The organism is Ramlibacter sp. (genome assembly GCF_035655895.1).
Lineage (GTDB): Bacteria > Pseudomonadota > Gammaproteobacteria > Burkholderiales > Burkholderiaceae_C > Ramlibacter.
This window is the reverse complement of sequence record NZ_DASRTN010000007.1, coordinates 1-24156: the sequence shown is the minus strand read 5'-3', so window position 1 is coordinate 24156 and position 24156 is coordinate 1. Positions and strand designations below refer to the sequence as shown.

The window sequence follows — 24156 nt, the reverse complement described above, 5'->3', positions numbered from 1 at the left end:
CCCTCCAGGAGCGCGGCGCCGAGGCTCACATGGCCGACCCCGGGGAACATCTGCAGCAGCGCACGGGCGAGGCGCCGGCCGGACGACGTCGCCCTGTTCTGCGCGGTGCGCCTCGGCACCGCCAGGTTGCCTGCGCTCGAGCGCCCGGTGAATCCGTTCTCCGCGAGGTGAGGATCGCGACTGCCTTTCAGGGGGCGTCATGGCCAGGACCCCGGCGATCAGGTACTCCGTCTGTGCGGACGCGCCACCTCGCGGCCCGGGTGGCCGGACAGGAGGCGTACAGCCCGGCCTGACTCGTCTACACGTCGCGGGTCGCGGGGATCGGGGACCGATCAGAACCCGCTTTCGCGGATCAGGACGGATATCGCATAGCGGACGCCATCCCACAACAGCGAGTGCCGCGCGCCCTCGAGCGTCACGCGACCCGAGGCCCAGCGCGCTTGCGTCGGCGCTCCCTCGACCTGCAGGCGCACCAGATACAGCCCCTCCTTGGGGACAATGGCCCTGCCTTCGGTCGTCGCCGGGATCGGTCCACCGTGCTCCGACGACAGCGCTGGGTGTGGCAGTTCGGAAACCCGCACGGTGTCCACCTGCTGGACGGTGACGACCTGTGGCGCATCCAACCCGTTGGCGGCGTGAAAGCGACCCTTGGCGCCTGCGCGCAGGTACTGCACGTCGCGCTCCGTCACCCAAGCTTCAACCAACCACCGGCGCAGGTCCACCAGCGTGCCGATCGGATCTTGCGGCCGCACCCAGCTGCCCACGGCCAGCGTCGGTTCGACGTCGGTCCAGCGGGCATCGAAGCCGGGCGACAGCCGAAGCCGGGCGAGCTCCTGGCCAGCGGCCTGCGACTCCGCTTGGTACAGCTGCACGGTCTCGTCCAGCCGCCCGATCTGATCGCGGCGTTGCTCCGCGTCGGCGGCCGCGGTGTGCAACTGCGCGCGGGCCGCGATCACGTTGATGCGGGCACGCTCGGCGTCGTTGCGCAGCTTGGGGCTGTCCAGCACGACGACCGGCTCGCCCGCCCTCACGTCGCCGGGCGCACGCAAGGCGACGATGCGCGAGGCCAGCGGGCTGTAGACGGTCCGGAACTCGGCCCGCAGTTGGGCCGGTGCATGGATGTCATGTGCCCAGGGGAACGCCAGGAGGCCCAATGCCATGAACAGCATCAGCAGCACCAGCCGCGCGCGACCGCGCTGGCTCTCGCTGCGGCGCTTGATCCACACCTTCAGCTCGCTCCACACGGGGCGCGCGATGAACCACGTGATCTCGACCGCGAACAGGAAGATCCCGAGGAGCTTGAAGAACATCAGGTAGACGGCGATGGCGATGCCGAGGAACAGCACCAGCCGGTAGCACCAGGTGCCCAGTGCAAAGGCGATCATGGCGCCACGGCGTTCCCGCGGAACGTCTTCGGGCCACGCATCCCGCCACCCCAGGAGCGTCCGTCGCAACCAGGTGCGCGCCATCGCGCCCGCCCGGTCGTGCAGGTTCGGCATGTCCAGCGCGTCCGACACGACATAGTAGCCATCGAACCGCATGAAGGGGCTGCTGTTCAAGGCCAGCGTCATCACCAGGCTGGTCGTGGCCAGGTAGAAGAAGGCGCTGCGCAAAGGACCGGGGGCGGTCAGTGCCCAGCCCAGGAGCGACACGCCGGCGAGGGCCATCTCCACCGCGATGCCAGCGGCTGCGATGCGCAGTCGGTGACGGTGATTGCGCAGCCGCCACGACTCGCTGGTGTCCGTATAGAGCATCGGCCAGAGCACGAGGAATGCCACGCCCATGTGGGCGACGCGCACGCCATGGCGCGTGGCCACCACTGCGTGCCCCAATTCGTGGAGCGTCTTGGCCAGCATCAGCGCGATGGCAAAGCTCACGAAACCGGAGAGGGTGAAGGAGTCGACGAACGTCCGCAGGAACAACTCGCCCTGTCGCAGGGCCAGCACCCCGCCCAGCAGCCCGGCACCGGCGAGCAGCAACAGGAAGGCCGGCGAAAACAGCCAGTCCAGCCGCGGTGCGAGCCACTGCAGCCACTTGTCCGGACGCACCAGGGGGATGCGGAAGAACAGGTAGTTGTGCAGCCACCAATGCCAATCCGTCAGGCCGGGTTTGCGGGGAACGGCGCGGGCCTGTGCAAGATCGCGCGCGCGTTCCAGGCGCACGAAGCCCTGCGACTGGAGGAACCCTGCAAAGGCCAGGACGTCCTCGACGGAGGGACGCAACGTGGTGGAGCGGGCTACCTCGGTCGCGACCGCGACCGGATCGTCCTGCCAGTGCGAAAGGAGCTCGAACTCGAGCCAGCCAATGCGCGCGAACTTGTTCCGCACCGGATCCTGCACCACCCACGAAGGCGAGCCATCGACGTGGTCCGAGGACGGGAACAGCACCAGGTCTTCACGCAGCGGCGGCAACGGCGGGAGCGACGGCACGTCCGGCGCCGCGGCTGCGCCCTGGCCCGGCAACGCAGGCGAAGACGCATTCACGGTGCAAGCTCCACGACGGCTGGCCTGGCCAGGGTCCGATGGATAAACTGCCCGCCATGTCGAATGACCGCCGCCGTTTGATGCTTGCCGCCGCCGCGGCCACCCTGCCCGGCTGGGCGGCGGCCCAGGCCACGGCCACCCACTCGACCGCAAACCTGCGCAACGCCAAGGCGCGTGCCGCGCGGCCGATGACGGCAGCCGAAGAAGCGAGTGCCGCCCGCGCGGTGGCCGAATCGATCGCCGACCAGACGGGCGAACCTGTGCACCCGGCCGTGGGCACCATGCCCAGGCTGAAGCACGCGTTGCGCACGTTCGACGGCCAGGAGTGGTCCGCCCGGAAGGCGGCCGGCAAGCTGCTGATGGTCTACTTCTGGGCCAGTTGGTGCCCCATCTGCAAAGTGGTCTCGCCACGGCTGCACGAGTTCTGGCTGCGGCACCGAACGAAAGGCCTTGAACTGCTGGCGCTGTCGACGGAAGCCGAGGTGTCGAAGGCGCTCGCCTCGTACCAGCTCTCGGGTTTCCAGTGGCCGGCGGGGATGGCCGCGTCGGCCGGGCTCGGACCCACCATGGTCGCCCGCAGCCTGCCCACCTTGATGGTGCGCAGCCGGCGCGGCGTGATCGTCAGCGTGGACGAAGGTGACATCGAGGTCGACGAGTTCGACGCTTACCTGGCGCATCTCTAGCAGCCCTCAGAACCCGGCCCATTCGCGCGCCGCGGCGATCGGCCGCCGCAGCAGCCAGTACCCCAGCGCCACACGCTTGCCGTACAGCTTGGCCGTCCCCTTCAGCCCGATGCGCGGCAGCTCGCGGACGTCCCCCGACAGCTTGGCGCGGATGCGATAGCTCGCCACGTTATCCGGGGACAGCATCGCCTGGTAGCCCGTCTCAACCACTTCCCCATCGAGGGGCGACAGGGGCGCCACGTGCAGGAACACCCGCACCGGCGCGCCCGGGTCCACCGCGATGGCATCGCCTACCGGCACGTGGAGCAGCATGCCCAGGCGGGTGGGATCGGCCACCAGCATGATCCGTTCACCCGCCGCCACCGGGCGGCCACGCCAATCGTTGGGGTCGCCGAACACCGTGATGCCGGCCTTGGGGGACGCCAGCGTCGATCGTTGCAACTGCTCTTCGACGAACGCCAGCTCCGCGCGTCGCTCTTCCACCCGCCCGGAGAGCGGTGCGATGTCTCCCCTGCTCTGCACGTTCTCGAACGACTTCTGCGTCGTCGCCAGCAGTTCGGCCTGCGCGGAGCCGAGGGATTTCAACAGCACCTCGCGCCGGTTGCGCAGCGTGGTGTCGTCCAGTGCCACGAGCGGCTGGTCGGCGGTGACGGCCTGGTTGGGCCGCACCAGGACCTCACGCACCACGCCTTCGACAGGCGAAGCGAGCACGACGGAATCGAGGGAGATGATTTCGGCGGGCGCCAGCACCGATTGCCGCACCGGCACCAACAGCACCGCCGCGACGACGCCCGCGATGATCCAGCGCGTGCGGCGGCTCGGCATCCAAGCGCGCCGGCTGCTTCCGGTGAGAAGTGCCCAAGCGTGCAGCCAAACGTCAGCCAGCTGAGCCAACACCGCGATGCGCGAAGGATGCGGGGGATCGTCGAACAGGAAAAGGGCCAGGCCGTTGAGCAGCCCGTCCCGCCCGCGCAGAGGAAGTCCGAGGACGATGGGCGGCCACCACTCGCCCCAGGACTGCGCGAGGTCCACTGGCAGGTCTTCTGGCTTCAACTGCAGCGGAGGGATCAAGCCGTCGGCCGGCGGCGGGATCTTGCCCTCGAGGGCGCCGGCCACCCGGGCCAGCCAGTTCTGGTACGGGGTGGCTTCCCCGACCTCCACGAGTCCAGAGGCACCCTGGACGCCCCAGCGCCCCAGCCGCTTGCGCAGCACGAGCGCCTGCCGGTAGCCGAGCGTCGCCCAGCCGTCGTTGACCATCGAGAACGCCAGCGCGGGCACGTCCCGCGCCTGGCGAGCCAGGCGCTCGGCGTCCGCCTGCGTGACTGCGGTCGCCGGCACGCCTAGAAGGCGCCGAAGCGGGCCGTTCCACTCATGCCCGGCAGCAGCTCGGCATGGCTGCCGCTGATCCGGGCCTCGATCTCGATCGTCTGCGCCACGGCGTCCACGCGCGCGTTCACCGCCGACACGGTGGCCGGGTACGTCTTGCCGGTCTCGTCGACCTCCACCCGCAACGGTGTGCCGACCTTGAGCGACCGGAGCCAGCGGGACGGCACGTTCAGGCGCAGCCGGGGAGGCCCTTCGCGTACCAGTTCGACCAGCGGCTGGCCGGCGGTGACGCCCTGGAAAGGCTTGACGTGCAGCTTGGCGATGCGCCCGTCGAACGGCGCGTGCACGGAGCAGTTCTGAACCTGGGCCTGGGTCATCTGGATCTGGCCTTCGGCCTTGGCCACCGCCGACGCCGCCAGCTGCACATCCACCTCGCCGGCAGCATCCAGTCCCTTGAGGCGTACCTTGGTGTCGTACGTGTCCCGCGCCGAGGCCAGCTCGGCCTGGGCCATCCTGAGACGCCCGGCCGACTCGTTGCAGTCAAGCGCCACGACCAACTGCCCCTTGCGGACACGGGCACCCATGCCGCCATTGAGCGTGATGATCCGCCCGATCGATTGCGAGAGCAGCACGGTCTCGGTGTCGGCCATCAGCAGCACGCGCACGGCATTGTCGCCGGCGCTCAAGGACGTCGCGGCAGGAGTGGCTGCGGGCGTCGCCGCCGACGCCGCCGGTGCGGGGCGCGCGGCAGTCGAAGCGAAAGCAGGCACCTGGGCCTGCGCGGCCCCCGCGGCGAGTGCGAGCAGCAGCGCGGCGCGGCCGGCGGGCCGCGCTGTCTTGAGGACTTCCAGCATCAGTGGATTGTCGCGGCCCCCGCAGGTTGCAAGGCTGCCTGCAGCTGCGCGATCTCAGAATCGAGTGCGGATTGCACGGTGGCGCGAACAACCGCCAACGAGCGCTCGCCGACCGGGAACTCGGACGCGCTCTCGCGGACGCTCTGCCCCTGCGGATCGACCAGGCGCAGGTTCACGCGCGCCGCGCCGGTGCCCGGGGCGGGTGCCGTCCACGCCACCTCCAGCCGCCATCCGGCGCCAGCATCGCGCGTCGACAGGCCGTGCCGGCGCAGGGCGCTGGAGGCGGCCGCGCCCACTTCGTCCGCCTCGGCGCCCATGGCCACCACCTGCAGGTCCGGCACGATGGAGGCGTGTGGCGACGCTGTGCGGAAGGTCACCCGCTGCCATTCGCCCATCGTGTCGCGGATCGCCTTGGCCAGCGAAGGCACCGTCGCGTTCTGCAGCGCCTGCGGCAGCACGTCGAGGCCGACCGAGTTGTAAACGCGTCCCCAGGCCGCCTGCGCCTGCGAGTACGCGGCATGCCGCTGGTACTCGCTGAGGAGCGACCGGGCCTCGGTCCGAATGAGCTCCAGCTCGCCGTCCACGCTGGTCTTCACCGCAGCCCGCGTGTAGGTCAGCAGCCGCTCGTCCACCCGGGCGGACTGGTCGGCCATCTCGAACTCGGTCCGGGCCAGCGCGTACCGCTGCGCACCTACGCGAACCTGCGTGAGCACAGCCATGCCCTGGGCGTACCGGCGCAGGTCGTCCACGCTCGCCTGGTTGCCGATGGCGCGCTTGAGCGCGGGCCACTGCGGCAGCTTCAGCAGGTTCCAGCTGAGGTGCAGCCCAGAATCGACCCAGCTGTTGTTGTACAGGTACTTGTTGGAGTCGTACTGGTAGCCGATCGACGCCGACAGGTTGGGGAAGATCGACAGCTGTGCGACCCGAAGGTCGTTCAGCGTCACGCGCTTGCGGTACGCCTCCTCGCGCACTTCGGGCCTCAGTTCCAGCGCCAGCTTCTCCAGCTCCTCGACGTTCGAGGGCACGCCGGGCAGCGGCTCGGCCACGGTGTCCGCCAGCGTGAAGGACGTCCCGGGCGCCAGGTTCATCAGCGCCACGAGTTCGGCGCGCGCGAGTTCCAGGTCCTGGCGGCGCTGCTGCAGCAGCGACACGGCGTCGATGAGCGCGCGTTGGTAGGCCAGCACGGTCGGCGGGGGCATCAGGCGCTGGTCCTCGATCTGGCGCGAGCGGGCCAGCGCGGTGCGAGACCGCTCCAGCAGCGCATCCACCCGCGGCAGCATGCGCTGGGCGGCCAGGGCGCGCCAGTACGAGTTGCGCACGTCCTGCATCACGTTCTGGATCACCTTGCGACGACGCTCGTCGGCCATCAGCACGCCGTCCGCACGCTGCTGCGCACGGTAGTAGGAGATGCCGAAGTCCAGGATGCTCCAGCTCAGCTCCGCGCTTCGAAGCGATCGGTTGCGCTCGGTCGACGTGGAGGGCGACAGCGTCTGCACGCCACTCTCGATGCCGACGGAAGTCCCCCCCGACTCGTTGCTGCGCGACACCCAACCCGCGCCGACCAGCAGCTTGGGCAGCATGTCGTACTGCGACACGTCCAGCATGTCGGCGGACAGGGCCTGCTCGGCCAGTTTCAAACGGTAGTCGAGGTTGTACTTGAGGGCGCGCGCGGCGACTTCCTCGAACGTGAGCGGCCCGGTGATCGGCTCCTGCTCCTCGTGCATCTTGGCGTAATCGCTCGTCGCGCGCGCCTTCTGCTCGGCGGACGTCATCGGCTCGACCTTCACCGTGCCGCAGCCCGCCAGCACCAGCGCCGCCACCAGCGGCAGCAGGCTGTACCAGGTCCTGTTCCTCATCTCGATTCTTCCTTGTGCAAACTTCAATTGAACTTGATCAGCACCGCGCACGCGCGCGTGCCCGCTTCAACTGTTCGCTGAACCGTCGCGCGGCTTCTGAGCCCGGCTTGAACCGGGGAGCCGCGCGTACCTCGCCCGGCGGCCGGGGCTTGGCCACGACGCGTGGCCTCGCGCACCCGTTGCCGTCATCCGACGGGAGCCGCGGCATCTCACCGGCAGGCACGGAGTCGACGACCTTCGCCTCCACCTGCGGCAGCGGCGCGACGAACGCCTCCAGCCCGGGGATGCCCTCGGGGGCAAGCCAATTCGGCTGGAGGCCGGAACTGCCCAGGTTCGAGCCAAACGCGTTCTGCAGGGCGACCTCCTGCGCAGCGGCCTCGGCCTGTGCGGCCTGCACGGCGTTGCCGACGTACACCGCCGGTTCATGCACCAGCACAGGATTGAACGAGGCCGGAATGAGTGGCTTGAGCGGGACGTAAGGCTGCACCACCGGCTGGTCGGTCTGGGGCGGATCGACCCTCACGCCCACCTGCATGGGGGCCGAGATCAGCGAGAAGCGGCTGTTGCCGGGACCCACGAGCACGGCCGACTCGTTGCCCTCAAGGGCGGACAGATCGATGATCGTTCCGGCCGCCGGAGGAGAGGACGCGGGCGAGTCGTCGGGCACGCCGCCGCGCCCGGACAGGTCGGCGTTGGGCCCGCTGCGATCCGTCTCGACCAGCACTGCCTGCAGCGGCTGCGTCTGCCCGATGAAGGTCGGATTCGCCGCGAACCGCAGCAGCGTCGATGGGGTGAGCATCACGGCGTTGGCCGCCGTGGTGTTCGGCGCGATGGTCGTCCAGGTGGCACCGCCGTCGGTCGAGAACTGGTACGAGCCCTGCGACACTGGCGGGGTGCGGATGACGGCGACCCCGGCGAAGACGTCGGTGCCGTTGACTTCGGGCGTGTCGCGCGGATCGGTGTAGCGAGGCCCGAACAGCGAGTCGATCGTGCGGCCGTTGGTCTGGTTGCCAGGCAGCAGCGGGTCGTAGTCCGGCGCGACCGGGCCATTCACCACAGGACGGTCATTCACCGGCGTCACGGCGATCCGCAGGGTGCCGGTCGTGGTGGCCACCGGGCTGCCCACGCCATCGCGGCTTTGCGCGGTGATCGTCAGGGTCGCGGCGGGCGACGTGCCCACCGGGCCCATGGAGTGCAGGTCTCGCGGCGCGGTGATGGTCAGGCCGGCGGCGCGCACCGGGTCCAGCGGACCCGTGGACCCGCCGATCGTCGGCACGACCACGCCCGCAGCGTCGCGCAACACCCAACCCGCCGGAACGTTGGAGACGGTGACGCTCACGACGGTTTCGGGGTTGCTGGTGTCCGCCGACACCACACCGATGCCCAACGGGATGGGCGAGTCTTCCTGGCCGCGGGTCGAGCCGGACACCGTGTCCGAGCTGTTGTTCCCGGTCGTTGCCGAAGGGGGGCTGGTCTGCTGCCCCGTCGTGTTGGCCGGATTGCCGGGCTCCTGGGGCCCGGTGCCGATGGTCAGGCGCGGCGCATCCGACACCGGCGTGACCTGGACGACCAGGCCCACCGGCTCCGACACCTGCCCCGTCGCGAACTGGGCAGCATTGGCTACGGCCGCGGCGATGTTGCTGGTGCCGCCGGGCGTCGTGTCCAGCGTCGCTCCGCCAATGGGCGTGTTGTTGGCGGCCCCGTTCGGGACGTCCGCGATGATGCTCCCCGCGGGCGTCTGGTCGTTCTCGACGAGCCGCACGGTCAACTGGCCGGGCGTTCCGGAAAAGTCCGCGTTGGTGGACACGAACCGCACGAGGTCGGTGCTCCGCAGGTAGATGGCAGCGCTGTCCGACGCCGTCGCGGCGTTCACCGAAACCCAGGTGGCGCCTCCGTCGATGCTGTACTGCCAGACGCCCTGCGCCGCCGCGTCGGCCAGCGAACCCACGATGTAGACGCCGGTCATCGTGTCGGCGCCGTTTGGCTCCGGCTGGTCGCGCGGGTCGCGGAATTTCGGCCCGAACAGGGTGCCCACGTCTTGCGCCGCCGATGCAGTGGCCCCCTCGGGCAGAGTGCCCAGGGACGCCGGGGTGGCGTCGTTGGCCGTGGGGCGGTCGTTCACCGGCACGACGTTGACCGTGAGCGTGCCGGTGGTGGTCGCCGTCGCGCCGGCGCCGTCGCGACTGGTGGCCGCCACCGTGAGGGTTGCGGCCGCCGGCCCGTGGTCGTCCGCCACCGGACGGATGCCCAGCAGCGGCACGTCGGCCAACGGAATCGTGTAGACCACGCCGGGGCCAGTCGAGGTGATCACCGTCGTGCCGCCGACCAGCTGCCAGCCGGCGGGCACGTTGGTGACGGTCACCTGCGTGATCGTCTCCGGGTTGGACGGGTCGGCGGAAGCGACACCCAGCCCCAGCGGAATGACCGTGTCTTCCAGCCCACTGGTCGCTCCCGTCACGGTGTCGGTGGCGTTGTTGCCGCCGCCGGTGCCAGGCGCCGGCGGACTGGTGTTCTGGCCACCGCTCGTCCCGATGGTCAGGCGCGGTGCGTCGGAGACGGGCACCACGTTCAACGTGACGATGTCCAGGTCCACCAGGGCATCGGGCGAGGCGATGCCGCCGCCTTCGCGCGGCAGCGTGGGGTCGCCGCCAGCGTTGCCGCCCTGCCCTCGGTCGTTGGTGCTGACCGTGAGCGTTGCCGGACCGGCGTAGTTGTTGGTCGCCGTGAAGGTGAGCGTCGCGAGGGCCGCATTGATCTGTGCCTGGGTGCCCTGCAGCGTGATCGTGACGGTCCCGCTCGCACCGGCGGTGACGGTCGCCGCCCCCGGATTGATCGCCAGCGTGCCATTCGTGACAGTCAGCGTCGTGCTCAGGATGCCGTCACCCTGTCCGCCATCCGGATCGGTGATGGACAGCTGGTGGCCGCCGGTGAACGCGAACGGCACGTCCTCGGTGACGTCGATCGGGGTGGCCGGGAAGGTGGCAGTGCCGCCGATCTGGTTCGTGGGCGCATCGTTCGGCTGCACGTAGCCGAAATCGCGCGTGGTCACGGACGTACCGTCCCCGAGCGTCAGCTGGCCGACCGCCAGGCCGCCGATCGCGCCGTCCGTGCGATCGAACCGGTTGGTGAGCGTGTCTGTGTCCGCGCCGTCGCCGCTGTCGGTACGCACGACGCCCGTCGGGGCGCTGATGCGGTACAGGCCCTCGTTCACGCCGGCGGTCGCGGCGTCGTCGCCGGGCAGCGCGCCGAACGAGTAGTTGCCGCCCGCGTCCGTGACCGTCGTGACCACGCGGTCATCCGCCGTGCCGAAGGTGCCGTCTGCCCCCGCCCACGTCAGCGTGACCGTCACGCCGTCGAGGAGCTTCTCGCCAGCGTCGATCGTGCCGTTCGGCGTGTTCGTGTCGTCCCACAGGCGGCCGGCGATGGTGCCGTAGCCGGCAGGATCGACCGCCTGATAGTTGTTCAAGGGGCCAGTGGTGTCCGCGGGGTTCGCCGCATTCGACGGCAGGCCACCCGCGCCCGTGCGCTCGCCGCTGGCCGTGCCGTCAGCGCCGACGTCGGAGCCTGCAAAGCGGTCGGTTCCCGCTCCCCACCCCGCCGGATCCGGCAGGCTCGAGAAGACCAGCGACGCGTTCGTTGCGGCGCCCGGCGCCTGTGCCGTACCGGTCGGGACCGTGGCGTCGTAGCGCAGCGTGACCTGTGTGCCGGGATCGAGGCGATCGATCGTCAGCGAGACGCCAGTGCCCGTCGCCGAAAAGGCGACGCCCGCCGCCGTCGCGGCCGCCCGTCCACCGGGCGTTGAGAGGTCGTACGTGGCTGCGCCAACGGTGAGTACGCCCAGCGTGTAGCCGCTGCCGCTGGGCCAGGAGTCCGTCAACACGACGTCGTACGCCGTTGTCGTGTTCGGACCGCTCTCGGCATGGAAGCTCAATTGCGTGGTGATGACGTTGCTGCCCGCCTGCGGCGTGATCGCGCCCCCGGCGGAAGGCTGCAGGTCCAGCACGGACTTCGAGACGGCGCGGATGTCGGGCTCCACCACGACGTCGCGGGTGACATTGCTGGTGCCCAGCACGGCGCCGTTGGACGACACCGTGAAGCTGGTGTCCAGCGTCCTGCCCGCTTGGTTGGCGGACTGGTTGGCGACCACTGCATTGAATTCGATGACGATGTACTCGAAGTCGGTGTCGTTGTCGGCGTTCGTGACGTCACCCAGGGCGAACACCGGCGCCGTGGGCGTGCCGCCGGCCGTGATGGCGAACACCGGCGCCGAGCCGGCCGCTCGCGGATCCGTCGAGCTGAAATTTGCGCTGGTCAGGTTGTTCTGGATCGAACTGAAGGCGGCCGCGTTGCCGTCGCCGAGCCTGCCGCCCACGCCGTTGCCCGCGAGCCCGGTCGCGCTCATGCCGTTGTCCGAGACGAGGGCGACGAACGACGTGCCGTCGTTCAGGAACGTGTAGCCGGCCGGGAGTGTCGGCGCGAGTTCCAGGCTCGGCACCACGCCTTGCGGCACGCGGGTGACCATGCGGAACCGGACGACTTCGCCGACCGCCACGCTTTGCGGGGTGCCGGTGGTGTCCGAACCCGCCGCGGTGTCGCCGCCGGCGTTGTTCGATGCATTCGGGCTCGTCTCCGCCAGGCCCCCGATACGGGACAGCGTCGGCTGGAGCGCCACGACCTGCACCGCCGCACTCGAGGCGGTGCGGTAGTTGTTCACCCCACCGCTGGTGAGCGCCTGCGAGACGGCTGTGCCTGAGGATGATCCGGCCCCCGCGTTGACGGTGTTCGTCCCGTTCAGCAGGTTGCTGGCACCTCCCCGCTCGCCCGCGCCGTTGTTGTTGCCGTTCGCCACGGAGCGGTCCAGGCTCGTCCAGCGGGTTTCGGCTGCATTCGAGAAGCTCGGGACCGCCGCGGCCGTCTGGTTGGCCGTACCCCTCACCTTCACCACGATGGTTCCACCGGAGTCGAGATCGTAGGCATTGCCGGCCGCCAGCATGAGCGTCCGCGTGCCGGTGTCCAGGGCGAAGTCGCCCGCACCGAGCGCGGCGGCTGCATCGTTGCGGTACGCATTGGTCGACGTGACGCTGGTGATGGCCAGCGAAGAGTCGTTGCGCAACTCGGGCGGGAAGACATCCAGCAGCGACAGGTCCCAGGCCTTCACGCCGCTGCTGTTCGTCAGCGTGATCGTGTACTCGACCACACCGTTCTCGTCGACCGCCGTGCCCGGCTGGTCGCCCGCGGTGTTGGGGTCGACGTCCACCACGGCCACCGTCGTGATCGTCGTGACGGTGGGCTCCACGATGGTAATCCGCGGATCGTTCGCGGTGGTGGCATCGGCGATGGACACAGTCTGCGTACCGGTGTTGCCCGCTGGCCCGTCCAGGTCGTCGAAGCGGGCCGAAGCGGTGGCGGTGCGCTGTGCTCCCTGCTGATTGGCGCTGGTGTTGTCGACGCGAACCCGCACGCGGACGATGAAGCTGTCGTTGGCGGCATTGCCATCGGCACCGTTAGTGATGGTGCCCAGGCTGACCCGCGCTCCAACGCCCGTCGCACCCAGCACGCCCCCGATGCCGGCGATGTTGGCCGCCGAAGTGCCATTGATGCCGCTGCCGTTGAAGTCGCCGGTGAGCTGGCCGCCGAGGTTCGCGCCGTTGCTGCCCACGCCGGCGGTTGTCGTGATGATCTCGTAGCCCAGGCCACCGTTGTAGGAGGTGTCCAGGCTCAGGCCCGCCGGCAGGTTGATGTCGGCAAAAAGGTTGCTCGTCTGGCCCTCCGGCACCGTCACCTTGACATCGAAATACCCCATCTCGCCGATCACCAGGTTGTCGGCGCCGGTGTGGCCCTGGTTGGAGTCGTCGGACGTGACGGTGCGGTCGGCGGTGGTGGCGTCGCCCTGCCAGCGGATGTCGACCAACGGGCTCGCAACGACCAGCGTCGCGGTGTCGGAAAGCACGTCCGTGCCGGGCAGGTAGTCGCTGGACGAGGTGTCGGAACCGAAGTAGCTGACCACCGTGACCGTCGAGGTTCCGTTGTCCGCGGCGATCGCCTGGGTCGGCACGCCCGTGTTCGCCACGACGTCGTACGTGATCACGAGGACGTTCCGGCCATCGGTGCGGGCCGATCCATCGGGGTTGAAGGCGCCGAGCAGCTGGCCATCGACCTGGCCGCCGTCGCCGCTGCCAGTCCAGTCGCGGTCGATCATGACGATGGCCGTGCGGGTGCCGTCGCTGAATCGCCAATCGACGTTTTCCACCAGCACGGTGCCGTCCCCCCGCATCACGCGGAAGTTCGTGCCAGCGCTCGACAGGTCGGAACCGCCGCCGCGCAAGGTGTAACCGGCCGGCGCGCCGATGGCGCCGGTCTCCACCTTGAATGCCTCGCCATTGCCGCTGTTGACGATGGTGATCGCCATGCGCAGCGTGTCGCCCGCGTCCAGCCCCGTGACGTTGCCATCGAGCTGCCCCGTGCCCGTGATGGGATTGGCCGCGGACAAGCCGTTGATGGCGGCCGCGCCGGGGCCCAGGTTCGAGCCGACGCCGGGAACTGTCGCGCCGCCCGGCAGCGTGTTGCCGGTGACGTTGCCACCTTCGCCGGCCACCTTGCCGATGACGCCGTGGCTGGTCTGGAGCGAGGGCGCCGCCAGTGCGACCTGGATCAGGCGGTTGTCCTGGATAGGCGTCGGCGTGGTCACGCCAGAGTTGGGGGAGCGTTCGCTGGTTTCGTTCGCCTGCGCGGTCGTCATCAGGCTGGACGCATAGGGCAGGTTGGTCAGGCGGACCGTGAAGATGACGTCCACCTCGCGGGTGGTGCCCACCGCTCCGCCAGGGTTGGCCGGATCATTGCCGTCGCCGAACGAGAACTTGATGGAGTTGCCATCCGTTGGATTCGAGGTCGTGACCGTGATGCCCGAGGTGACGATGCCGGGATGATTCTGCGGCGCCGGGCCGAGCGCGAACTTGCCGGCCTGTGCCCAGTCGGCCCCCGGCTGGCTGCTCCCGGACACGGTGGTCGCTGCAGCCGTGAAGTTGCCTGCGCCGTCCAGAACGCCGTCCGCGTCGGCGTCCGCCGGCCGGAAGTACGGGTCCGGCAGGAAGGCGGTGAGCTGAAGCTGGGTGAAGTCTGCCTGCGTCGTCTGGTAGCGCAGTCGATAGCTCACGTTGTCCCCCGGCGACAGCAGCACGTTTCCGGCAGCGTCCTTGGGCAACTCGCCAACCAGCACGCCGTTGACAGCGTAGATCTCCAGCACCAGGTTGCCGTCCTTGACACTGGTCGTCGTGCCGCTGTCGTCCGACGTGATGCCGCCGGCGACCAGCGCAGGGGCCGCCAGCGAACCGGTGTTGTTCAACAGCGTGCCGCTGATCGTCACGTCAGTGTCGAACACATCGTTCTCATTCACCCAAGGCACCGGGTTCGACGAGTTGCCGTTCGCCGGATTGCGGTATTGATCGAGCACCAACGCGTCATAGGTGATCGTGCCGCGTGTCAGGCCACTGGCGCCCGCGTCGGCGAACGCGTCGCCCAGCAGGTCGCCACCCGCGATGCCGCGGGCCGCAAGTTCGGCCGACAGGTCGATCACGATCTGCTGGCGCCCGTCCGGCAGCGTGGTCACGCTGACGTTGCCCGGGTCGATGTTGGAGAGCGACAGCGTCTGGCCGTTGGCCGAGAACGTCAGCTTCGCGGTGCCGTTGACGAAGGTCAGGCCATCCGAGATGAAGTCGTTGATCACGACATTGCGCACGCCGTGGTAGTCCGACACCTGGAAATCCAGCCGGTACGTGATGGTTTCGCCCGAGCGGACACCGTCCGGGTCCCCGGCCCCGGCGCCGGCCACGCCATTGGGGTTGCCCAGCAGCGGATCGTTGTTCGTGGCCGGGTCGTCCAGCACATTCGGGCTGGTGCCGGTCACGGTCTTCTGGATGGTGATCGCCTCCCACTGCAGCACCCGCTGCGGCAGGGTGTCGTCGGTGACGGTGACCACGCCTTCGTCGCCGTCCGGATCGGCGGGCAGCCAGGTGAACTCACTGCGGGCATCGAAGGTTCCGGTCGCGTCGCCACCCGAGGTGCGGTCGATCACGTAGTTGGGGTCGCCTTGCGTGTTGGCGCTGGTCGGGCCGGTGCGCGCGACGAAGTACTGCACCGACAGCGTGAAGGTATCGCTGCCGGCGCCATCGGCGACTTCGGGGCCCGGAGCGATCGCGACGACTTTCGCGTTGGCGTACGTGCCGTTCGCCTGGGGCAGCAGGTCGGGCGTGGCCGCGGTGACCGAACCGAGGGGCGTCGAAGCATCCACGATCTTGTAGATGACGCCCGCAAGCGGCGTGCCTTCCCACAACAGCTGGATGTCCGCCGGCGTCAGCACCACGTTGGGCGGGATGTCCATCTCGGCCCGGAAGCCGCTGGCCCCCTGCCCGCTGGCAAGCTTCACGTCGTAGCTGATCGTCTGCTTGTCGTTGGGGCCGGCAACCTGCTCGCTCTCGCGGGTGACGACGTTGTAGCTGGAGGTGTAGACCCTCGGCGCCAGCGTGGCGATGGCCGCGTCGCCGCGAACCACGGGATCGCCGGCGTCGTTGGTGGCCGTCTGGCCGAGGCGATAGAAGCCGCGGCTGACGATGGGCAGGCCGGGGGTCAGGTCGGCGTTGCGGCCGACATCGAAACCGAACGTGATCTGCGCGGCCGTCTGCGCCGGCGTGAAGCTGCCAAACGGCAGTTCAAAAATCACCAGCTGGTCGCCGTTCTGCATGCCGGGGAACTCGGCCAGCGTGAACACGATGTCCGTGGCCGCGCCGTTGTTGTCCAAGCCGCTCAGGACCGCCTGTCCGCCGACGAAGGTCAACACATGTTCCTTGACAGCCAGGCCGAGGTAGCGGGCGCTGCCCGCCTTGTAGGTGACGCCTTCGTTGCCGTCATTGACGCTGTCAGTCCCCGTCGACTTGAAGGCCACCCCGACAAATGGTGCATAGCCATTGCCGCCGCCGTTGTTGTCGAACGTGACCGACCCCGTGCCGCTCGAGCCCAGCATCACGTTCGTCGGAAGGCTGAGCGTGGTTTGCGCGCGATCGGCCGGGTCGGCCAGCAGGTCGCTGTAGCTGTTCAGCGCCAGGTCCGAGAAGGCCAGCTTGGTGCCGGTCGTGCCGACGGTGAACTCCAGCTGCCAGTTGCCGCCTTTCAGGCTCGATCCCGTGTCGTCCACCGACGCCGAAACGTCCGCCTGACTCAGGTCCGCAAGTTTCTGAACGAAGCTCTGGCCCTTCACGCCCGCGGCGACATCGCAGCCCAGGAGCAGGATGTCGCCGTCGGTCGTCATCGACTGCTGCCACGCTCGCACGGTGGCGGCCACGCCCTCCTTCTCGAGCGCCGCGTTGTCCACCACCGAGGACCCCAGGCGAAGCATGCCGGCGCTTCCATGGCTGACGATCTGCAGGCTGTCGACGTTCTTGACCGAGGCGAGCACGTCCGAGATCACCTGGAGCCCGTCCTCGCCCTCCCCCACGATACGGACGATGGCGCCGGGTTCCACGCCCTGCAGCAGCGACTGCGCGTCCTGCACGCGCGAGTCGATGATGACGACGGTCGCGCCTTGCTGCGCCGCGGCGGCATCAAGTGCTTGCCCCCCTTCTGCGAGATGCGTGCGGTCCGTGGCATGTTCGCTCGTGGCCGGCGCATGGTCGGCCTTGGCGGCCTCGGGACGCTGGTCCGACGTATCCGCCTGCCGGTCGGCCGCCACGGCGCCCGCCGCATCGAACAGCACGCGGGACTCCAGCGCCGAGTGCTGTCGGCGCGGACGGTTGGGCAGCGGGGTGGCTGCGGCTGCGGCTGCGACGGGCGCGACAAGGCCTAGGCGACTCAAGAACTGCATGACAAAGCCTCTGGTTTCAGGCAATCCTGGCAAGACGGGGGGGATCCCAACCGTCCTCAGCGTGGGTAGCGGCTGGCTCATGGCTGGCTGCAGAAGGCGACGCAAGCAGCGCCTCTTCTGGTCGTCCGGCACGCGTTTCGGAATTGCGAGTGCCGAAAATGTAGCTGAGCGTTAAGGCTACGGTTCAGCTTGCCGGTGGTACTTCTGCGTACCTGCGGGGGCACGTCGCGCTGCGCAGACACGGGCGCCTGCGGGCCACCGCGCGGCCCACCGGCGAGGAGGAACTAAATCACACCGAGGCCACATACCGGGCGCCCGGCGTTGACACGCGTGGCGCTCACGAACCGCCCTGCGCGGGGGGTCACGGCCGGTGTCTGCGCCAAGGCCAGTTCGACCGTTTCCGGGGAGTCGCTCGTTCTCAGTTGCCCAGTCCGTGAAGCTGGAGCGAAATCCGTGCGGAACCGCGTCCACATCCATCCGCCGCATCACGGGTCACGTCGCTCAGCGGAGTCCCGTCTTTCAGGGAAGACAAGATCGGTTGTCTCGACTCGCGACAGCCGAAGGCTCCACTACCGCGGGCCGCGGCACGCGACGGGCCGAAGGACATCCAAGACCTGCGGCAAGCCGATGTCGCTGACCAAGAGGCTGGCCATGACGGGTAGACATCGGACTCCAGGGTGCTCGTCCACCGACTGGTGCGCTTTGGGTTGGTCCCATCAATCGGGCCGCAATCAAGCAGGACAACGTGGGATTCTGCGGAAGGCACTCACCAAAGAAAAAGCCCCCTTGTGGGGGGCCTTCCAACTTTGTGCCTGGCGGAGAGGGCGGGATTCGAACCCGCGGTGGGCTATTAACCCACACACGCTTTCCAGGCGTGCGACTTAAACCGCTCATCCACCTCTCCTGCGAGCCCGCGATTGTAGCAGCGGCCAGTTGGCTCAGGCGGCTTTCGCCCGTCGAGCCTGCTGCGGGTCGGCGATCATGGACAGCAGCAGGTCGACGTCGGCGGGCTTGACCATGTGGAAGTCGAAGCCGGCCTGGGCCGAGCGCGTGCGGCTCTCCGCTTCGCCATAGCCGGTCAGCGCGATCAGGAGCGCGTCGCGCGAGGCGGGCTGGTTGCGCAACTGGTGCGCCACCTCGAAACCGTTCATGCCGGGCAGGCCGATGTCGAGCAGCACCACGTCAGGCCGGAACTCCTGCGCGATCTGCAGCGCCGCGAGGCCCTCGTTGGCCACCTTGACCTCGAAGCCCTCCATCTCCAGCAGGGTCATCAGGGTTTCGGCCGAAGCCATGAGGTCATCGACCACCAGGATCCTCGAGGGGCTGGCGGCCGCGGCGCGCTGGGGCGCGGCGCGGGACGGCGACTGCGCCGGCTGGCCCGGTTCGGCCAGCTGGGCAGGCAGCGTCACCGTCACCTCGGTGCCCTTGCCGATGCCGGCGCTGTGTGCCTCCACCGTGCCGCCATGCAGTTCGACCAGGTGCTTGACCAGCGTCAGCCCGATCCCGAGGCCGCCCTGCGAGCGATCCAGCGATTGATCGGCCTGCGCGAACAGGTCGAAGATGTGCGGCAGGAATGCCGGGTCGATGCCGGTGCCCTCGTCCTTGACCAGGATCGTCAGCTGGCCGTCACGGTAGCTGGCGCGCAGCTGGATGCGCGAGTCGAGCGGCGAGAACTTCGAGGCGTTGTTGATCAGGTTCGACAGCACCTGGGCCAGCCGGACCGCGTCACCATCGATGACGACGGGTTCGTCGGGCAATTCGATCTGCAGCGTCTGGCTGCGCGATTCCATCTTCGGCAAGGCTGCCTCGGCCGACCGCTCCACCAGCGATGCCAGTGGGAGCTTCTCGGGCTTGACCACCACCTTGCCCTGGACGATGCGCGAGACATCCAGCAGGTCGTCGATCAGCCGCGCCATGTGATCGGCCTGCCGGCTGATGACGTCGCGCGCCCAGTTCATGGTGGGCGCCGCGACGTCGGAGCCCTGCATGATGTGGACCGCGTTGCGGATCGGCGCCAGCGGGTTGCGCAGCTCGTGCGCCAGCATCGCCAGGAACTCGTTCTTGCGGCGGTCGGCTTCCTGCACCGCCGTGTAGAGACGCGCGTTCTCCATGGCGATGGATGCGCGGCTGGCGACCTCGCGCGCCAGCGCCTTGCGCCCGCCATCGAAGTGCTCGGCACGCCCGAGCAGCACCAGCGCCCCGCGCACGCGCTCGCCCGCCATCAGCAGGCAGACGACGCCCGCCTCGCCCTCGTCCTGCCACGACTGGAACTGGCGTTCGCGCATTGCCGCACCGAGTGCTTCGCGGGCACCAGGCGGCAGGCTTCCCAGGTCCCGGCCGTCGCTGCCCTGGGAGCGCACGACGTGCCCGTCGCCGTCGGCCAGGGCCAGCACCGCGCGGTCACCCAGCATGGGCACCGACACATCGAGCAGGGCCCGGCTGGTGTGGTCGAGGTCCAGCGACCGCGACAGCAGCTGGCTCACCTCGGCCAGGTAGTCGGCGCGCTGGATGGCCTCTTCGGCCGCTGCGCGGGCCGCCTCCGACCGGGCCAGCGCCTCGCGCTCGGCCGCACGCAGCTGCAGCTGCCGGTTCATCCGGTACAGCTCGACGAACACGCGCACCTTGGAGCGCAGGACCTCCGGAACCACCGGCGACGGGATGTAGTCGACGGCGCCCAGCGCGTATCCGCGCTTGGCCTGGACTTCGTCCACGTAGGCGGTGATGAACACGATCGGCGTCTGCGCCGATTTCTTGTAGTGCCGGATCAGGCTGGCCGTCTCCAGCCCGTCGATGTCGGGCATGTTGACGTCCAGCAGGATGACCGCGAACTCCATCTCCAGGATGTAGCGCAGCGCTTCCTTGCCCGACTTGGCGCTGACGATGTTCTCGCCGAGCTCATCCAGGATCGTCCGGAAGACGACGTGCTTTTCCTGCAGGTCGTCAACGACCAGGATGTTGGCCCGTTCCTGCAGCGCAGCCTGGGCTTCTTGGTTGAGTCTGGCGGTCACTGGTGCAGCCACGCCCTCAGCACGGTGAGCAGGTCATGGGTGTTCACGGGTTTCGATAGGTAGTCCCAGGCGCCGGCCTCGATGCATTTCTCCCGGTCGCCCTTCATTGCTTTCGCGGTCACGGCGATCATCGGCAGATTCTTGCCTTGCGGCAGCTTGCGAATCTCCTTCATGGTCGCCATTCCGTCCATCTCCGGCATCATGATGTCCATCAACACGACTTCGATCTGCGGGTCGTTGGCGACCCGGCTGATCGCCTCCCGGCCATTGTCGGCCCAGACGATGTCCATCGAATGCTCTTCCAGCACGGTGGCCAGGGCGAAGATGTTGCGCATGTCGTCGTCGACGATCAGCACCCGCTTGCCCGCCAGCGGTTTCGCCGCCGAAACGGTTTCCTCCACCAGGACGCGCTTGGCCTCCGGCAGCCGCGCCACGCTCTGGTGCATGGCCAGCAAGGCCGCATCGTACAGCCGCGGGACCGTCTGCACTTCGCGCACGGTCACCCGGTCGTCGGAGTGCCAGGCGAAACGGCCGCTGTCCGCCGACGAGGCATTGCGGTAGAGGATCAGCGGCAGCGGTCCCATCGCGGCCTGGGCGCCGAGCGCCTGGCGGACCTGCGCCGTGTCGAGCTTGCCGAACGTGTCGTCGAGGACCACGCAGTCGAACTGGTTCTCGTCCAGCGCCTCCACGAACTTCTCGGCGGTCTTGACGACCACCGGCGTGAGATTGTCGCTCTCCAGCAAGCCGATGAACTCGTTGCGTGCAGCGTTGTCCTTCATGGCGACCAGCACGTTGCGCTGCTTGCGCGCCGCGTAGGAGCGCAGCTTGTCGAGCATCGCGTCGAGCACTTCCTTGGACTGGATCGGCTTCTCGACGAAAGCCAGGGCACCGCTGCGGAAGGCGCGCTCCTTGGAATCGTCGGTCGAGATCACGCACACCGGCACGTGGCGGGCCACGAAGTCCTGCTTCAGGCGATCGAGCACGCGCCAGCCATCCATGTCCGGCAGATACATGTCGAGGGTGATCGCCGCCACCTGGTACTGGTTGGCGAAGGTCAGCGCACCGGCGCCCATCGCGGTCACCAGGCCCTTGAACCCCTTGGCCCGGGCGGCGTCGAGCAGGAACCGGGCGAACGCCAGGTCGTTCTCGACGATCAGCAGGACCAGGTCGCCATCTTGGATGTTGTTGCGGTCGTCGTCCGCGTCGTTGCGCGCCACCAGGCCCACGGCAGCGTCGTCGACGGGCGCCTCCATGCTGCTCACCGGCGCGGGCGCCGGCGGCGGCAGCCGGCGGAGCGGCGCGACCGGTGCGACCGGCAGCTCTCGGACATCGGCCACCGTCGTGGTGCGGCGCGTGTTGCGCAGCGACGGGTAGTGCACCGGCAGGTACAGGGTGAAGGTGCTGCCCTGCCCCGGCGCGCTGGCCAGCCGGATCTCGCCACCCAGCAGCTTGGACAGCTCGCGGCTGATCGCCAGGCCCAGGCCCGTGCCGCCGTACTTGCGGCTGGTGGAGCCGTCGGCCTGCTGGAACGCCTCGAAGATGATCTGCTGCTTGTCGCCCGAGATGCCGATGCCGGTGTCGGACACGGCGAAGGCCACCACCTGCTGGGCGCGGTTGAGCTCCTCGTGGTCCGAGCTCCAGCCGGTGACCACTTCCTCGATGGTCAGCGTCACGTTGCCCTGGTGGGTGAACTTGAACGCGTTCGACAGCAGGTTCTTCAGGATCTGCTGCAGGCGCTTGACGTCCGTGACCATCGACGTCGGCAGCTGCAGGCCGGTGTGGATGAGGAAGTCCACGTTCTTGGCTTCGGCGACGTGGCGGAAGGTCCGCTCCACGTACAGCTGCAGGTCGGACAGGTGCAGCTCGCTCACGTCGACGGCCACCGTGCCCGACTCGATCTTGGACAGGTCCAGGATGTCGTTGATCAGCATCAGCAGGTCGTTGCCGGATGAATGGATCGTCTTGGCGAATTCGACCTGCTTGGTGGACAGGTTGCCATCCGGGTTCTTGGACAACTGGTCGGACAGGATCAGCAGCGAGTTCAGCGGCGTGCGCAGCTCGTGCGACATGTTGGCCAGGAACTCGGACTTGTACTTGGAGGTCAGGGCCAGCTGCTTGGCCTTTTCCTCCAGCGCCTGGCGGGCCTGTTCCACTTCCTGGTTCTTGCGCTCCACCTCGTGGTTCTGGTGCACCAGCAGGCGGGCCTTCTCCTGCAGCTCCTCGTTGGTCTGCTGCAGCTCCTGCTGGCGGCTCTGCAGCTCCTGCGCGAGCGACTGCGACTGCGTCAGCAGGTCCTCGGTCCGCATGTTGGCCTCGATCGTGTTGATCACGATGCCGATCGATTCGGCCAGCTGGTCCAGGAACTGCTGGTGGGTGGAGTTGAAGCGCTCCACCGACGCCAGTTCCACCACGCCCCGCACCTGTCCCTCGAAGATGATGGGCAGCACCAGCACGTTCAGCGGCGGCACGTCGGTCAGGCCCGAGGTGATGCGCAGGCTCTCGGGAATCGAGGAGGTGAGCAGGATCTTCTTCTTGTCGTACGCACACTGGCCGACCAGGCCTTCGCCCAGGTCGACTTCCTTGCCGTACGAGCCGTGGCCATCGGACGCGTAGCTGGCCATCAGGCGCAGCTTCGGGATGTCCTGGCTGTAGCGCAGCACGTAGAACTCGGCCTGCTGCGCGCCCACCACGGGCGCCAGCTCGGACAGGATCAGGTGGCCCACGGCCACCAGGTCCTTCTGGCCCTGCAGCATCCGCGAGAACTTGGCCAGGTTGGTCTTGAGCCAGTCCTGCTCGGTGTTCAGCTGCGTGGTGTCCTTCAGGTTCCGGATCATCTCGTTGACGGTGTCCTTCAGCGCGGCCATCTCGCCCAGCGCCTCCACCGTGATCGAGCGGGTCAGGTCACCCTGCGTCACCGCGGTCGCCACCTCGGCGATCGCGCGCACCTGCGTCGTGAGGTTGGCCGCCAGCTGGTTCACGTTCTCGGTCAGGCCCTTCCAGGTGCCCGAGGCGCCCGGCACCTTGGCCTGGCCGCCCAGCTTGCCTTCCACACCCACTTCGCGCGCCACGGTCGTCACCTGGTCTGCGAACGTGGCCAGCGTGTCCGTCATGGCGTTGATGGTGTCAGCCAGCGCCGCGATCTCGCCCTTGGCCTCCACGGTGAGCTTCTGGCGCAGGTCGCCGTTGGCCACGGCGGTCACCACCTTGGCGATGCCTCGCACCTGCGAGGTCAGGTTGCCGGCCATGAAGTTCACGTTGTCGGTCAGGTCCTTCCAGGTGCCCGACACGCCCTTCACCTGCGCCTGGCCGCCCAGGCGGCCTTCGGTGCCCACCTCGCGGGCGACGCGCGTCACTTCGGAAGCGAACGAGGAGAGCTGGTCCACCATCGTGTTGATGGTGTTCTTCAGCTCCAGGATCTCGCCCTTGACGTCCACCGTGATCTTCTTGGACAGGTCACCGGCCGCCACCGCCTTGGTCACGTCCGCGATGTTGCGCACCTGGGCCGTCAGGTTGCCGGCCATGAAGTTCACGTTGTCGGTCAGGTCCTTCCAGGTGCCGGCCACGCCCTGCACGTCGGCCTGGCCGCCCAGCTTGCCCTCGGTGCCCACCTCGCGCGCCACGCGGGTCACTTCCGCCGCGAACGACCGGAGCTGGTCCACCATGGTGTTGATCACGTCCTTGATCTGCAGGATCTCCCCGCGGACGTCCACCGTGATCTTCTGCGTCAGGTCGCCCATGGCGATGGCCGTGGCCACCTTGGATACGTCGCGCAGCTGCACCGTCAGGTTGGACGCCATCGAGTTCACCGACTCGGTCAGGTCCTTCCAGGTGCCGGCCACGCCCTGCACGTCGGCCTGGCCACCCAGCTTGCCTTCAGTGCCCACCTCACGGGCCACGCGGGTCACTTCCGAAGCGAACGAGGAGAGCTGGTCCACCATCGTGTTGATGGTGTTCTTCAGCTCCAGGATCTCGCCCTTGACGTCCACCGTGATCTTCTTGGACAGGTCACCGGCCGCCACCGCCTTGGTCACGTCGGCGATGTTGCGCACCTGGGCCGTCAGGTTGCCGGCCATGGAGTTCACCGAATCGGTCA

The 24156-nt window shown here is 68.6% G+C and carries 8 protein-coding genes and 1 tRNA gene; 1 reads left to right on the top strand and 8 read right to left on the bottom strand.

What is annotated here, in order from left to right; all coding sequences use genetic code 11:
* Positions 1-332 precede the first annotated feature (332 nt).
* A complete protein-coding gene (locus VFE82_RS08895) occupies positions 333-2387 on the bottom strand; it encodes a site-2 protease family protein (protein WP_324999945.1) in 2055 nt (684 codons plus the stop codon).
* 134 nt (positions 2388-2521) lie between these two features.
* On the opposite strand from VFE82_RS08895, the gene VFE82_RS08890 reads away from it, so the two are divergent.
* On the top strand, positions 2522-3166 hold the full coding sequence (locus VFE82_RS08890) for a TlpA disulfide reductase family protein (protein ID WP_324999944.1): 645 nt from the start codon (positions 2522-2524) through the stop codon (positions 3164-3166).
* Positions 3167-3172: 6 nt separating this feature from the next.
* Here VFE82_RS08890 and VFE82_RS08885 read toward each other — a convergent pair whose 3' ends face one another.
* The 7 genes from VFE82_RS08885 to VFE82_RS08855 all read right to left on the bottom strand — a co-directional run.
* Positions 3173-4504, bottom strand: a complete 1332-nt coding sequence (locus VFE82_RS08885) for an efflux RND transporter periplasmic adaptor subunit (RefSeq protein ID WP_324999943.1) — start codon at positions 4502-4504, stop codon at positions 3173-3175.
* 2 nt (positions 4505-4506) lie between these two features.
* The gene (locus VFE82_RS08880; RefSeq protein WP_324999942.1) at positions 4507-5346 is read right to left on the bottom strand and encodes an efflux RND transporter periplasmic adaptor subunit; all 840 of its coding nucleotides are present in this window, start codon (positions 5344-5346) and stop codon (positions 4507-4509) included.
* On the bottom strand, positions 5346-7202 hold the full coding sequence (locus tag VFE82_RS08875; protein ID WP_324999941.1) for a TolC family protein: 1857 nt from the start codon (positions 7200-7202) through the stop codon (positions 5346-5348). The genes VFE82_RS08880 and VFE82_RS08875 overlap by 1 nt, the downstream gene beginning before the upstream one ends.
* 37 nt (positions 7203-7239) lie before the next feature.
* Positions 7240-16947, bottom strand: a complete 9708-nt coding sequence (locus tag VFE82_RS08870) for a DUF4347 domain-containing protein (protein ID WP_324999940.1) — start codon at positions 16945-16947, stop codon at positions 7240-7242.
* A 921-nt stretch (positions 16948-17868) separates the two neighbouring features.
* Positions 17869-17959: transfer RNA gene (locus VFE82_RS08865), tRNA-Ser, on the bottom strand.
* A gap of 34 nt (positions 17960-17993) precedes the next feature.
* Entirely contained in the window at positions 17994-20063 is a 2070-nt protein-coding gene (locus VFE82_RS08860) for a response regulator (protein WP_324999939.1), read from the bottom strand.
* A partial coding sequence (locus VFE82_RS08855) for a HAMP domain-containing protein (protein ID WP_324999938.1) occupies positions 20060-24156 on the bottom strand: 4097 nt, incomplete at its 5' end. The genes VFE82_RS08860 and VFE82_RS08855, both read right to left, overlap by 4 nt.